General features: G+C 38.9%; 11 protein-coding genes and 5 tRNA genes. 10 read left to right on the top strand and 6 right to left on the bottom strand.

Annotated features, from left to right (window positions below; translation table 11 throughout):
• Positions 1-71 precede the first annotated feature (71 nt).
• A complete protein-coding gene (locus ACRRSQ_RS19535) occupies positions 72-1,184 on the bottom strand; it encodes an acyltransferase family protein (protein WP_440877462.1) in 1,113 nt (370 codons plus the stop codon).
• 383 nt (positions 1,185-1,567) lie between these two features.
• Here ACRRSQ_RS19535 and ACRRSQ_RS19540 point away from each other — a divergent pair, with 383 nt between their 5' ends.
• The 3 genes from ACRRSQ_RS19540 to ACRRSQ_RS19550 all read left to right on the top strand — a co-directional run bounded on the left by ACRRSQ_RS19540 (position 1,568) and on the right by ACRRSQ_RS19550 (position 2,861).
• Positions 1,568-1,948 (top strand): hypothetical protein, encoded by a 381-nt coding sequence (locus ACRRSQ_RS19540; RefSeq protein WP_440877463.1) that lies wholly within the window; start codon positions 1,568-1,570, stop codon positions 1,946-1,948.
• 141 nt (positions 1,949-2,089) lie between these two features.
• On the top strand, positions 2,090-2,566 hold the full coding sequence (locus ACRRSQ_RS19545) for a DM13 domain-containing protein (RefSeq protein WP_440877464.1): 477 nt from the start codon (positions 2,090-2,092) through the stop codon (positions 2,564-2,566).
• A 40-nt stretch (positions 2,567-2,606) separates the two neighbouring features.
• Positions 2,607-2,861: a hypothetical protein gene (locus ACRRSQ_RS19550; protein ID WP_440877465.1), complete on the top strand. Its 255-nt coding sequence runs from the start codon at positions 2,607-2,609 to the stop codon at positions 2,859-2,861.
• 51 nt (positions 2,862-2,912) lie between these two features.
• Here the strand turns inward: ACRRSQ_RS19550 and tsaA are convergent, their stop codons facing one another.
• The 4 genes from tsaA to metG all read right to left on the bottom strand — a co-directional run bounded on the left by tsaA (position 2,913) and on the right by metG (position 8,696).
• Positions 2,913-3,620, bottom strand: coding sequence for a tRNA (N6-threonylcarbamoyladenosine(37)-N6)-methyltransferase TrmO (tsaA, locus tag ACRRSQ_RS19555; protein WP_440877483.1), 708 nt, complete (start codon positions 3,618-3,620; stop codon positions 2,913-2,915).
• 41 nt (positions 3,621-3,661) lie between these two features.
• Positions 3,662-4,057, bottom strand: a complete 396-nt coding sequence (gene rcsF / locus ACRRSQ_RS19560; RefSeq protein ID WP_440877466.1) for an Rcs stress response system protein RcsF — start codon at positions 4,055-4,057, stop codon at positions 3,662-3,664.
• A gap of 7 nt (positions 4,058-4,064) precedes the next feature.
• Entirely contained in the window at positions 4,065-6,206 is a 2,142-nt protein-coding gene (locus tag ACRRSQ_RS19565; protein WP_440877467.1) for a cation:dicarboxylate symporter family transporter, read from the bottom strand.
• A 387-nt stretch (positions 6,207-6,593) separates the two neighbouring features.
• Entirely contained in the window at positions 6,594-8,696 is a 2,103-nt protein-coding gene (gene metG, locus ACRRSQ_RS19570; protein WP_440877468.1) for a methionine--tRNA ligase, read from the bottom strand.
• A gap of 117 nt (positions 8,697-8,813) precedes the next feature.
• Here metG and apbC point away from each other — a divergent pair, with 117 nt between their 5' ends.
• Both apbC and dcd read left to right on the top strand, forming a co-directional pair.
• Positions 8,814-9,917 carry an iron-sulfur cluster carrier protein ApbC gene (gene apbC / locus ACRRSQ_RS19575; RefSeq protein ID WP_440877469.1) on the top strand — a complete coding sequence of 368 codons (1,104 nt, stop codon included), beginning with the start codon at positions 8,814-8,816 and terminating at the stop codon, positions 9,915-9,917.
• A gap of 125 nt (positions 9,918-10,042) precedes the next feature.
• Positions 10,043-10,636 (top strand): dCTP deaminase, encoded by a 594-nt coding sequence (gene dcd / locus ACRRSQ_RS19580; RefSeq protein WP_440877470.1) that lies wholly within the window; start codon positions 10,043-10,045, stop codon positions 10,634-10,636.
• Between the two features lie 154 nt (positions 10,637-10,790).
• On the opposite strand, the gene ACRRSQ_RS19585 is transcribed toward dcd, so the two are convergent.
• A complete protein-coding gene (locus ACRRSQ_RS19585) occupies positions 10,791-11,705 on the bottom strand; it encodes a gluconeogenesis factor YvcK family protein (RefSeq protein WP_440877471.1) in 915 nt (304 codons plus the stop codon).
• Positions 11,706-12,134: 429 nt separating this feature from the next.
• On the opposite strand from ACRRSQ_RS19585, the gene ACRRSQ_RS19590 reads away from it, so the two are divergent.
• The 5 genes from ACRRSQ_RS19590 (at position 12,135) to ACRRSQ_RS19610 (ending at position 13,082) form a co-directional block, all read left to right on the top strand.
• A tRNA-Ala gene (locus ACRRSQ_RS19590) sits at positions 12,135-12,210 on the top strand.
• A gap of 114 nt (positions 12,211-12,324) precedes the next feature.
• A tRNA-Glu gene (locus ACRRSQ_RS19595) sits at positions 12,325-12,400 on the top strand.
• 152 nt (positions 12,401-12,552) lie between these two features.
• A tRNA-Glu gene (locus tag ACRRSQ_RS19600) sits at positions 12,553-12,628 on the top strand.
• Positions 12,629-12,682: 54 nt separating this feature from the next.
• A tRNA-Glu gene (locus ACRRSQ_RS19605) sits at positions 12,683-12,758 on the top strand.
• Positions 12,759-13,006: 248 nt separating this feature from the next.
• Positions 13,007-13,082, top strand: a tRNA-Glu gene (locus ACRRSQ_RS19610).
• Positions 13,083-13,182 lie beyond the last annotated feature (100 nt).

Here is a 13,182-nt window from a genome sequence, read left to right on the forward strand (position 1 = left end):
TGTTTTCTAAAGCTATATAGCAGTGGTGTTATATAGCTTTTTTATTGGGCGAACGCCTTAAATTTTGCTCCTTACTCCTTACTCGTTATTATTTTTTCTTGCTTAGGTAACACTTCAATTTTTATCTTTAATAATTGTGTGCTAAAGCGCTTAAATATAGGTGCAAACTTTAATTCGATGTGTATATGAATTAAATAGGCTAGCACTAGCATGATAACTAGGGTTACCGGTACAAGCAGATTTATATCAATGTCACTACCGAAGGTATTAAATATCATATAGCCGATAAATTGATGAATGAGATACAAGGGGTAAGTTAAAATGCCCAAATAGTAAAATTGTTTTTTTCGTAGCGGGTGATGGTTACAAAAGGCCGTGATACAAAAAAATGCAAAACAGCCACTGTTGATGAGAGCAATGGTCAGTAAATCAAAATCAATAGCGAACCATTTTGTCATTAACGATCCAAATAGCGTCGACTGTTTGATGATGTAAATATACGAAAGTATCAGCAAGAGGCTATGATAAAAGCTATTGCCGTCTCGTCGAATTAAGTAAAATACGCCGCCTGCGGCAAAGTAACCGCTCCAATGCGGAAAAATAGACACCCACATATCGACTTCTTTAGCCCAAGGGGTGAAAAGTGCCACTGTCGAACTAATAAGTACTGCAGCTAATACGTGTTTACAGTATTTCAGCCATTTTAACAGCAATAATATTAAGACTACCGCGTAAAATTTTAATTCTAAATAGAGCGTCCAGTAAGCCCAATCGACACGTTCAATATCAAACATAGTGTTTAGCATGGTGATATTGGCTAAAAACTTTGTCCATGTCATGGTGAGCACGTTAGAGTCAAGCAATACCGCGCTGCCAAGAAATAGAGTCACTAAAGTAGTAAGGCACAAACTAAACCAATAAGCGGGAAATAAACGCACAAATCGTGATTGAATAAAGCGACGGGCACTACCATTTTCAATACTCATGAAAATAACAAAACCACTAATAATAAAGAAAAAATTAATGCCCATGTAAGCATAACGACTGTAGCTACGAATTGACTCAAAGTCTGCTATTGGCGCAAAACCTTCCATATAACCGGTAAAGGTATAGTGGAAGAACACGACAAAAAATGCAGAGAAAAACCTCAAAAAATCAATTTCATAGAATCGCGTTTTATTCATTATTTGTACGTTCCTTTACTTAAATAATACTGGTGAGCCAATCGAGGTACGGTATTGTTATTAGGGCTATTTTAAAAACCAAACCTAACTCGATCTTTCATAGCCTTTCAATTTGTGTGTTTTTATACTATTTCGTAACCAATAGAAAGTAAAGTATTGGGTCTAATATCGAATTATCGTGAATTCGTTACTTTGAAAGCGATAGATTATTATTTGGTATAGTTAAGTTGGTTTCTAAGATAATGAAAATATGGGATAGTAAGTACAAGGTTCTAACCTCATTATTTTTTATAAATTCGCTGTCTATAACTAAGCTGTCTATAACTAAGCTGTATAGAACTTAGCTGTCTAGAACTAAGTGGTTCTTTGCCAAGGAAAGTAAGATGTACTTTATTGCCGCATTTGGTTTATTGATGATGTGCTTGAGCATCATCATGATGGTCAGCCCAAGTTATTGGTCAAATGCAATTATAGTATTTAGTGAAAAACCTTATTTTCATTGGTTTGAAGTAATAACTAGAGTCATTGCAGGATTTGTTTTTATCGTTTATAGCCAAACGACTTTGTATCCTCAATTGATTTTGGTTATGGGGTGTATATTAGTTGCAGTTGGGATTGGGCTTGTCGTTACAGGTTCAGCTAAACATCGTCAGTTTGCGGTATGGACTGCCCATAAATTTAAAAATATCTTTAGATCTGCAGGAATGGTTTCATTTGCTTTTGGTGGTTTCTTAATTTACCTATCAACAAGTATGTTTCAATAAGTGTTTAGTCATGGTGCTTTGTTAAACTAATTAATTCCTGTATTGCTAAATAACCCTTGTTTGTCGCCGCTTCTGTTAGTTAATAAACGAATAGTCATGATGACTTACGATTAAAATGTGATTTTACTACCTGAGATTATTATGAAAATAAAAACCTTTGTTTTACTCGCTTTTTCACATGTCACTATTGGCGTATTGGGCTTTGCTATAGGCATTTTTTCTTTGCCTATTCTGACCGCGCCGCCTGCACCAACTGATGTTGAAATTAGTGCCATGTCGGCACAAAACCAATACAGCGCGCAATTTAAAATTGATTTAAAAGGCAGCGATTTTCTTCACTGGGGAGAAGGTGATGTTTCTCTAGGTGAAAACCATATTACCTTTAATGGCAAGCTCTCTCCCGGACCGGATTTTAAATTATACCTATCGCCTGAATTTGTTGAAAATGAAGCGGAATTTGAGCAATTTAAATCGTCAATGAAAGTCGTAGGCGAGGTTAATACCTTTAACAATTTTGTTGTTGAAGTGCCCAGTGATATTGAACTGGCTGAATTTAATACCGTTATTGTCTGGTGTGAAAGCTTTGGCGAGTTTATCACTTCGGCAAAGTATCGATAGTAGCCAAATTATTATTTTTAATTAAGGAGTTTATTATCCTATGAAGTTTATTGAGTTAGAAGTCAAAACAGCTGTTATTGTTCACGGTTTTGACAGTGACAATAAAGAAATAATTGAAGATGTAAACGAAGAAAATTTTGTAAAAAAGCTTATTTCTATAGAAAGAATTCAATCTATCAGTGAAGATTATGTTTTAGTAACCTCGTCGCACGGTCGCGTAATGTATTGGCAGTATAATTGTTCGATGCAAGAGTTAAGTAATAAATTGCAGGCGTCTGACTTAATAGTGGCTTAACAGTAGCTTTGTTCTTCTTTTATTAAAGCTTTAATAACAAAGCTACTGGTTCTAATTCGATGTTGATAATTCGGTGATCGCGGTGACTTCAACGCTGCTCAAAGAGGTCATTTGCCAATTAATATTAAAATGATAAAGCGTCATCGCATAAGCGTTGTTATCAAGCTTACTTTTTTTATAAGCAGGGCGAGGATCTTGCGCCAATACTTGTTCAATTAACTGGCTAAGCTCTGGAAATTTTGCTTGTGCTTTAGCAAGAAATTGCTTGCTGTTTTCATTAAAACTTATTGTTAGCTTACTCTCTGGTGCTTGTTGGGCAAAGCCTGCTTGTGCGTCAGCAATGGCATCTACATAAGGTAAATAAGGTTTAATATCGATAACTGGCGTTTGATCAAGCAAGTCTAAACCTGAAATAGTTAAATAAACTTTTTTGTTTTTATGCTCAATACCTTCAAGTTTAACCACTGACATACCGATAGGGTTAGGGCGAAAAGTAGAGCGGGTTGCTAACACACCGGTTTTTTTATTGCCACCTAGTCGAGGTGGGCGTACTAAAGGCTTCCAACCTTGCGCTTGCGTGCCATGAAAAATAAAGACCACCCAAATGTGGCTATAATTTTCTAAGTCTCGCACTAATTCTACTTGATTAAACTCGCCAACAAGTTCTATTTTCCCTTTTGCCGCGCTCACTAAGCCCGGCTGTCTCGGAATGGCAAATTTCTCTTTATAGGGAGAGTGCACTTTGCCGATGGCTTGCATGGCTATTTGATTAGCCGGGGGGATCTCAGCAGTCAAAATAGCTACTCTTGCACTTTAGGTACTTGGATCTGATACGCTTTACCATAACAGACGACTTGGTCAACACAGCTTTTGCTTTCAATCTGAATACAGCTGGTAAAAATAATGCCATTTGCCCCTTGTTCAAAGGCTTTTTTTCTAGCTTGTGTCCGGGCATTAATTTCATCCGGCGCTGCCAAATGACTTTTAGCTTGGCAATCGTCGCCTTCAACTAAACCTAATAATTTGTAGTTACCTACTATTTCGCGCTCGTGTTGATAAATGGCGACTTTACTTGGACTGAAATAGTCACGAAAGTTCTCTTTATCAAGATTGGTTGATACTGAGTAATTTTGCGCGCAACCACTTAATAGCCCGAATACTAACGCAGCACTAGCTAGGTGCAATTTATGCTTCATAAGTTATTTAACCTTTGGTTAAAACTGGCACAGCGGTCGAGTTGACTTTCTTGCCTTCAATCCAGTACGAAAATAAAGTGTCAAGCATACCACTTTGTTTTTTCATACTCAGCCAATTTTGCATAAATAACTCAAATGCATGATCATTTTTATTAATAGGAAATGCCATGGTTAAGGCTGGCAATTTAGGTTTAGGTGCGATCACCGTATAATTAGGATACAGTAACGTCCACGCTGAAGATGCCGCTGCGCCATACAACAGGCCGTCTACTTGTTCAGCTTGTTCTCTAAACAATAACCTAGGCGTAGACATTTCCCATGCATTACCTTTTGTAAAAATTCGGTTTATGGCGTCTTTATAGAAAAATGTTTCAGGAATGCCAATAGTCAGGTCGTCTCGGGTAAGAATTTTGTCCCAATGGGTAAATTCGGCCCGGCGTTCATCTTTGACTAAAAAAGCGATTTCTTGACTGCTATAAGGGGCGGTTAGCGTAAAATCTTTCATATTATCAGGAATTAGCGGTATGCCTGAAGTAATGTCTAAATAGCCAGATGCTAGTAGTGGTTTGGCTTGGTCATGATAAATTTTCACAAATTCAATATCAACGCCCAGATCTTTGGCGAGCTGATTCATTATTTCGATATCAAAACCGACTAACTTTCCATTTTTGTTATGAAAAGAGTAAGGCAGATCATCACGAAAATAGCCAACACGTAAAAAGCCACGTTGCTGAACCCGTGTTAATACATTGCTAAATGGCTGTACTTTACTGGCAGTTTTGGCAGGTGATTTTTTGTATGTCGATTTAATATCTGGATAAATGAAATCGCGTTCAATAAATAAATCGTAACCATGATATTGGTAACTAATTTCACTGAACGTGATACGTAAGCCTAAAAACACCATGATCGCCATTAACGGCAGCACCATTAAGTTAATCGATAATCGACGCCAATTAACGGTAACCTTATTTGTTAGCGTCACAGCGATAAGCAAAGGTGCTGAACAGGCAAAAGCTACGCTGAGTAGGGCATTTAGGCGGCTTACAATCAGATTTTCAGAAAGTACAAAAAAATCAAACATGGCACTAGAAACATTGAATAACTCAAGTAAGTGCGGCATGGCAATAATTGGCGTACCAAAAAGCTGCGGCATACCAAAGACAATTAAATTAATATAGTCGGTTTCTGAAATGTATGCGCCAGAAAACCAAGCAGCGAATAGGGTAAATAACAAGGCTAAAAGTTTGCCGCCAACAGGTAAGCTAAAAGTAATTGGCACAATAATATTAGGTAATTTAAGTAGATCTTTATTCGGGTGCTCTAAGCTGGCTAACATTAACTTTAATTTTTCGACTATGGTTGGAACAACCACAATAAAACTGCCGGTAGCAAATGCGGTCACCATAGCTTCTCGTGAAACTTCAATCACCTGTTTATGGCTAAATGGGGTAAATATTGTCACCAGTGCTGGCAATACTGCTAACGACAAAAAGAGTACTAGCGCAATTGCTGTGGTGATGTACACCGTTAAGCCATTTACGTCGCTTGGGTCTATCGTTACCGCGGCTCGAAAAGCAATGCAAAATACGCCAATTGGCGCTACATAGCGCATAACTAAGCTACTTACGTTGGCAATGGCCATTTTAAAGGTTGATAAAATCAGTAAGGTATATTTTTTATTTTTCGACAGCATTAAGCCAATACCGACAAATACGCTAAAAACAACAACTGAAGGAATAACCGCATTGGCGAAGGCGTTAAAAGGGTTTGCTGGAATAAACAAACTGACTAAGTCGAGTTTTGGTGTTGGCTGTTCGGTGCTAGCACTGTAAAAGTCAGCATTGCTCCAATTTGGAAATGCAATTGGTGCGAGCAAGATAAAAAATAGGATCACCGACGTTAATGCGACTAATACCGCAATGGTTTGTTTAACTGAACTTTTTGCGCGTAAAACAGATAAGCCACCTAAACCGCAAATAAGTGATAACGAGATATAAGGCAGCGCGGTCATTTGTAACAACAAGACAAAGGCGTTCGCGATGCTGTCTACCCCAAAAATAACACTATTTGAAAAGCTGCCAAAGACAAAGCCAGCTGACATGGCGAATAAAACTTTTACCGATTGAGGTATGTTAGACAATTTCATGTAATTACACATTTTTTAAAGGGGCGCAAAGCTAAACTAATCACCCATACGGGGTTAGTCTCGTAATCAAAAACAAGTGATTTAGGCTGCATTTAAAACCCATCTCAGCAGAATAGCTATCTTGGTTTTGTGTTCTTTTGTAAACGTTTTTTCTGGTGTTTTGTAACGCTCTTTATGAGGAGTTTTAAACGTCGTTTATTGTGATAAATTTAGAAGGGAAATGTCGATAAATGATGCGAACAGCCCTAAGGCTGGCGCTGTTTTTTTTAATACATTTGCGTAAAAACGAGATAAAAAAATAGCGAGACTGAAAAATGTCAGTGTCGCTATTTTATTTGTTTATCTCACGCATTTTTTATACATGCGATGAAGCAATAAGTTGTATGCCTATTTAACGCGCATACCCGGTTGTGCGCCATCTTCTGGATTTAATATCCATAAATCTTCACCGCCAGGGCCTGCTGCTAATACCATGCCTTCTGACATACCAAAGCGCATTTTACGTGGCGCAAGGTTAGCAACCATTACTGTGAGCTTACCAATTAAATCTTCTGGCTGATACGCTGATTTAATGCCAGCAAATACTTGGCGAGTGGTATTCTCTTCGCCTGAGCCTGTTTCATCAAGCGAAAGCGTTAAACGTAGTAGTTTGTCGGCTTTTTCAACATGCTCGGCGTTAACAATTTTAGCGATACGTAAATCGATTTTGGCAAAATCATCAAACTGAATTTCTTCACTGATCGGATCGTCAACTAACGGCTTACCGGTTAACTCTTTTTTCGGTGCTGACTTTTTCGACTTTTTCTTTTCAGCTTTTTTCTCAGGCGCTTTTTCTCCGCCAGCTAAACTTTCTTTAGATGCGTCGGTCATGGCGTTAACTTTGTCCATGTCAACACGTTGTAGCATGGCTTTAAATTTATTAATTTTATGATCGGTTAACAAAACAGTATGGTCTTGCCAGTTTAGCTCGTCGTTCATAAATGCTTCGGTACTTTCAGCCAGTTTTGGCAATACCGGCTTTAAATAAATCATCAGCGTGCGAAATAGGTTAATGCCAAGCGAGCAAATGTCTTGCACTTCTTGCTGCTTAGTTTCATCTTTAACAAGCTGCCAAGGTTCTTTTACGGCAATGTATTCGTTGACTTTGTCAGCCAATGCCATAATTTCACGCATTGCTTTACCAAAATCACGCGCTTCGTAATGAGCGGCAATGCTATCACCGGCGCTGGTAACTTCATCAGCAAGGGCTTGGTTTTCAATGGTGCTTGATAACATGCCATCAAAACGTTTGGTGATGAAACTGGCACAGCGTGACGCGATGTTAACCACTTTGCCGACTAAGTCAGAGTTTACTCGTTGAGCAAAATCTTCAAGGTTAAGATCTAAGTCGTCAATGCGGTTGGTTAACTTAGCGGCGTAGTAATAACGTAAATACTCAGGGTTTAAATGCTCTAAATACGTACGGCCCTTAATAAAGGTGCCTTTTGATTTAGACATTTTAGCGCCATTAACCGTCACAAAACCGTGTGCGTAAACTGAGGTTGGTTTGCGGTAATCGGCACCTTCTAACATTGCAGGCCAAAATAGGCTGTGGAAGTAAATAATGTCTTTGCCGATGAAATGGTAAAGTTCAGTGTCTGAATCTTTTTGCCAAAATTGGTCAAAATCTACGCCTGTCTTGTCACAGTAGTTTTTAAAGCTGCCCATGTAACCGATAGGCGCATCTAACCATACGTAGAAGTATTTACCCGGTGCATTTGGAATTTCAAAACCAAAATAGGGCGCATCACGGCTAATATCCCATTGCTGTAAACCTTGTTCAAACCACTCAGCAAGTTTGTTGGCCATTTCGTCTTGCAATGAACCGCTACGGGTCCACTCTTGCAACATGTCGCCAAAGGCAGGTAAGTCAAAGAAGTAATGCTCTGAATCGCGCAGAACAGGTGTTGCGCCCGAGACTACTGAACGTGGGTTAAGTACTTCAGTTGGTGAATAGGTTGCGCCACAATTGTCGCAGCTGTCACCGTTTTGATCTTCACTTTTACAGCTAGGGCAAGTGCCTTTAACAAAGCGGTCAGGTAAAAACATGCCTTTTTCAGGATCGTATAACTGAGAGATAGTGCGTGTTTTTATATGCCCTTTAGCGTGTAAACGGTTATAAATTTCACTAGCGAAGGCTTGGTTTTCTTCACTATGAGTTGAATGGTAGTTATCAAAGCTAATATGAAAATCAGCAAAATCGGCCATATGCTCTTCACGAACACCGGCGATCATATCTTCTGGTGAAACACCAAGCTCTTGGGCTTTAAGCATAATGGGTGTGCCGTGGGCATCATCAGCACAAACAAAATAAATTTCATGACCACGCATACGTTGAAAACGCACCCAAATGTCAGTTTGGATGTGTTCAAGAAGGTGACCTAAATGGATAGAACCGTTGGCATATGGTAGTGCACAAGTGGCTAAAATTTTACGTTTTTGTAGAGACATTGATAATAACAATATTTTTGATGGTAATAATGCACAGAATGGTACAGAATTTAGCTCCGATTTTCATTAATAATTACTGTGATTTGGTTAATAAATTGCAGATTTAGGTTGTTCATTTTGTTTAGTAAGTTATTTTCGTCAAAATCTGACACGAAAACCGTGCCACAAGAAACCCAAGAAGCCATTTCTCAATTTATTGAAAGCTACCGCTGTGATGTTTTTAAAGACGGGCTTTTTTCACTTAATGCGTCGATTGAAATTTCACAACATAAAGATGATATTGTTATTGCCATTACTTTACCTTTTCCGTGTGCATTAGCGTTATCAGTATTAGCCGAGCAATTATCTAAACTGTGTGAGCAAACGGTAAAGTTTGCCGTAAGTTACGATATTTTATCTGTACGAGAGCATGAAATTCCTGGCATTAAAAATATTATTGCGGTTGCCTCTGGAAAAGGTGGCGTAGGTAAGTCGACCACCTCAGTTAATTTAGCCTATGCCTTGCAAGCAGAAGGGGCAAAAGTTGGCTTATTAGATGCTGATATTTACGGCCCTTCAATTCCAACGTTACTTGGACTTAAAGATCAAAAACCAACATCGGCTGACGGTAAGCTACTTACCCCGTTAGATAAAGACGGTATTACTGCTATGTCTATTGGTTTTTTAGTTGATGATGCCGAAGCTACCGTATGGCGAGGACCAATGGCCAGTCGCGCATTTGGTCAATTATTAAATGAAACCTCATGGCCAGCGTTAGATTACCTTATTATTGATATGCCACCAGGTACGGGTGATATTCAATTAACGCTTGCGCAAAGTGTGCCGGTTGCTGCTTCTGTCGTTGTTACAACACCACAAGATATTGCTTTAATTGACGCGGTGAAAGGCATTGCTATGTTTGAGCAGGTTAATGTGCCTGTATTAGGCATAGTTGAGAACATGAGTTATCACTTATGTGAGAACTGTGGTCATCAGTCGCACCTTTTTGGTCAAGGTGGCGGAGAAAACATTGCCAGTGAATTTCATACCAAATTATTAGGGCAATTACCGCTTAATATCGATATTCGCGTTAATGCCGATAACGGAAAATCACTAATTGCTGCAAATAGTCATAGTGATATCTCAGTAAGTTATCGTAAAATAGCGCAAAATGTTGCCGCTGAACTTTATAGTCAACTTGATATGCGCAGCAAGCAAAACGCCAAAGTAATTGTTGAATAAGAATTTTATTTGGCGCCAAACAATTTCTCTTCACTTTTATTTGATAGCGTGTGTTTTAAAAACGTATGTTCTAAAAAGTAAAGTGATGAGAAAAATAGTGATACTGGACATTAAGAAGAAACGTTATGAGATTGTGTGATAAAGATATAGAACAAAGCCTTTTAGATGGGCATTTAGTAATAGAGCCGATGCCTGATAGTTCGATGATCTCAGGGGTAAGTGTTGATATTCGATTAGGTAATGAGTTTCGTGTTTTCCAAGATCATACTGCGCCTTACATTGACTTAAGCGGTCCTAAAGCGGAAATGAATAAAGCCATGGACTCTGTGATGAGCGATGAAATCTTTATTCCAGACGGTGAAGCCTTTTTCTTGCATCCTGGTGAATTAGCATTAGCGGTTACGTACGAGTCGGTAACAATCCCTGATAATATCGTTGGTTGGTTAGACGGACGTTCATCTTTGGCACGATTAGGCTTAATGGTGCATGTAACGGCGCATCGAATTGATCCCGGTTGGTCTGGGCAAATTGTATTAGAGTTTTACAACAGCGGAAAACTACCTCTGGCACTGCGCCCTAAAATGAAAATAGCCGCACTCAACTTTGAAACTATGTCTGACAGTGCATTGCGTCCATACAATAAGCGTGATGATGCTAAATATAAAGGTCAAACTGGCGCTGTAGCAAGTCGTATTAGCCAAGACGATACAATTAAGTAAAAAGTAAGTTTTATCGCGTTTAAGCGTTATTTATAGCTCTAGTTATAAATAATGCAGTAATCTAGCGTGATTAAAAAAGCCCGAGACTAAAAGTAGCTATGTCTACAATTAGTCTCGGGCTTTTTGTTTTTCAATACCGTATCAAAAAATATATCTAACCGTTAACGGTTATTTTAGTTGGCATATAAGTTTCGCCAATCGCAATTTTAAGTGCAGCTATCAATTGCTCTTTATCATGGTGATGAGGCGTTTTGTCAGAGCTTAATGGGTGATGCAATACTTTTACTAACTTTGACGTAGTTGCGGGATCTTCACAAATAACGGTATTAACCGGTTGAAAGCTAATGTTGTCACTTATCCATTGCAGCTTTTCATCTAAGGTTAAGTTAGAAGCCGGGCTGTTCTCTTTAACTAAGTTATCGATAAAAATACATTGCGCATTGCTTTTGGCAATCGCTTTGGAAATATCGCGAACCAGTAGGGGAGGTACAACACTTGTTAAGAAACTACCCGGGCCTAAAATAATAATATCGGCACTTTCTATGGTTTCAATACATCTGTCTACACCTTTTACCAAAGGTGCCAACATTAAGCTTTTTGGCATTACGGGCATTTCATCAACCGACATTTCGCCGACACGACAACGCCCTTTAGGATAAAAGGCCATTAAATCAGTTGGTGTTTCCGACATAGGGTAAACTTTGGTCTTTACCCTTAACATACGTCTAACAAGCTTAATTGAATCAATAGGGCGAGATTGAATTTGGCCTAGCGCATAAAGAATTAAGTTACCTAGGTTATGACCACCTAGCTCGTCGGCGCCGTCAAAACGAAAATTGAATAATTGACTACCTACAGAGTCAGTAGGTACGAGTTCGGTTAAACAGTTACGTAAATCGCCCCAAGCAATAGTACTACTTCTTCGTCTTAATCGACCTGTTGAACCACCATTATCGGTAGTGGTAACTATTCCTGTGAGTTTGTCGCCCATAAAAGACAAGGTAGACAACACACGCCCTAGACCATGGCCGCCACCAATAGCAACGATATTTAAGTTTTCTAGTTGCATTTTATTCGTTTTATACTGAGTAGTTAGTAAACTTTACTCTTATTTAGATAGAAAATAAAGGCATTTGAACCGGCAACCTTGCTACAAGCTAGATAAATAAAGAAGTGTAAGAAAACTGACCAAATAATGTTGAGTGCCATCTATCCGCTTTTTAGGGTGTGATAAATCATTGTTATTGCTTAAGTATAAAAATTCACCGTTTAAGTACCGCGATAAACGGTTGATTATACAAAATTTAATCAACTTGATGTATATCTAATCAGTTGAGATAAAACTTATAAAAAAAAGCAATTTTATTTAAAATAAGTGTTGACACTAAGAGGGGGGCTGCTTAGAATGCGCCTCGCTTTCAACGAGTAAGTAGGTCGACTCGCTGAAGGGTGTAGGTTTTAATTTATAGATATTAGGCCATTTATAAATTAAATATGTGGGGCTATAGCTCAGCTGGGAGAGCGCTTCGCTGGCAGCGAAGAGGTCTGCGGTTCGATCCCGCATAGCTCCACCAAAATTTTAGTTACTTGATTATTGTTTCATCAATTGAGTAATAGATAGTTTTAGCATAAGTTTAAGCTTATATAGTGTAAACTTAATTATCGAGAATTTCGATAAGCTAATGTGTGTCCCTATCGTCTAGAGGCCTAGGACACCGCCCTTTCACGGCGGTAACAGGGGTTCGAATCCCCTTAGGGATGCCACCTTCTTCGGAAGTAAAATTAAAAATGAGTTCAGCATTTCAGAAATGAATGCACTAGTAAGTAGTTTTAGTAGAAGTAATGCCGCGCGCCTTCACCGGTTCAGGCTTACCAACACTAAAATAGCAAAATTTATTTTGCTAACCAGTTTTAGTGTCCCTATCGTCTAGAGGCCTAGGACACCGCCCTTTCACGGCGGTAACAGGGGTTCGAATCCCCTTAGGGATGCCACTCATTTTAAAAAACGGTTAATGGTTTCATTTCGTAGAAACACGATTTTATTGTGTCCCTATCGTCTAGAGGCCTAGGACACCGCCCTTTCACGGCGGTAACAGGGGTTCGAATCCCCTTAGGGATGCCACCTTTAACCGAAATTGTATGTTTGAATGAAAGGTCAAGCTGCAATGAGACAGTTTTGGATTGACTGCTTCAATACTTAGTAACTTAGTCAAAAGTACCTTTACCTTAGGCCGTAAAGCATGCTTTAAGTTATTAATGAAGTGATTAACCTTAATCGTTTTAGTAGGAGTTATGCCGTGCACCTTTACGGGTTCAGGCTTACCAACACTAAAACAGCAAAATAACTTTATTTTGCTAAACAGTTTTAGTGTCCCTATCGTCTAGAGGCCTAGGACACCGCCCTTTCACGGCGGTAACAGGGGTTCGAATCCCCTTAGGGATGCCAACAATTGATAAAGCCGACAATTCAGAAATGAGTTGTCGGCTTTTTTCATTTCTCATTTTTACTTTCTATTTGATGTGATAAATCTGGGCTATATGTTTTG

The organism is Thalassotalea sp. PLHSN55, from assembly GCF_052030545.1.
Classification (GTDB): Bacteria; Pseudomonadota; Gammaproteobacteria; order Enterobacterales; family Alteromonadaceae; genus CANMXU01.

Coding starts and splice junctions, on each gene's coding strand:
- ACRRSQ_RS19535 (WP_440877462.1), bottom strand. CDS start 1,184: ATGAATAAAACGCGATTCTATGAAATTGATTTTTTGAGGTTTTTCTCT.
- ACRRSQ_RS19585 (WP_440877471.1), bottom strand. CDS start 11,705: ATGCAACTAGAAAACTTAAATATCGTTGCTATTGGTGGCGGCCATGGT.
- ACRRSQ_RS19565 (WP_440877467.1), bottom strand. CDS start 6,206: ATGAAATTGTCTAACATACCTCAATCGGTAAAAGTTTTATTCGCCATG.
- rcsF (WP_440877466.1), bottom strand. CDS start 4,057: ATGAAGCATAAATTGCACCTAGCTAGTGCTGCGTTAGTATTCGGGCTA.
- ACRRSQ_RS19550 (WP_440877465.1), top strand. CDS start 2,607: ATGAAGTTTATTGAGTTAGAAGTCAAAACAGCTGTTATTGTTCACGGT.
- ACRRSQ_RS19545 (WP_440877464.1), top strand. CDS start 2,090: ATGAAAATAAAAACCTTTGTTTTACTCGCTTTTTCACATGTCACTATT.
- tsaA (WP_440877483.1), bottom strand. CDS start 3,620: ATGCAAGCCATCGGCAAAGTGCACTCTCCCTATAAAGAGAAATTTGCC.
- ACRRSQ_RS19540 (WP_440877463.1), top strand. CDS start 1,568: ATGTACTTTATTGCCGCATTTGGTTTATTGATGATGTGCTTGAGCATC.
- dcd (WP_440877470.1), top strand. CDS start 10,043: ATGAGATTGTGTGATAAAGATATAGAACAAAGCCTTTTAGATGGGCAT.
- metG (WP_440877468.1), bottom strand. CDS start 8,696: ATGTCTCTACAAAAACGTAAAATTTTAGCCACTTGTGCACTACCATAT.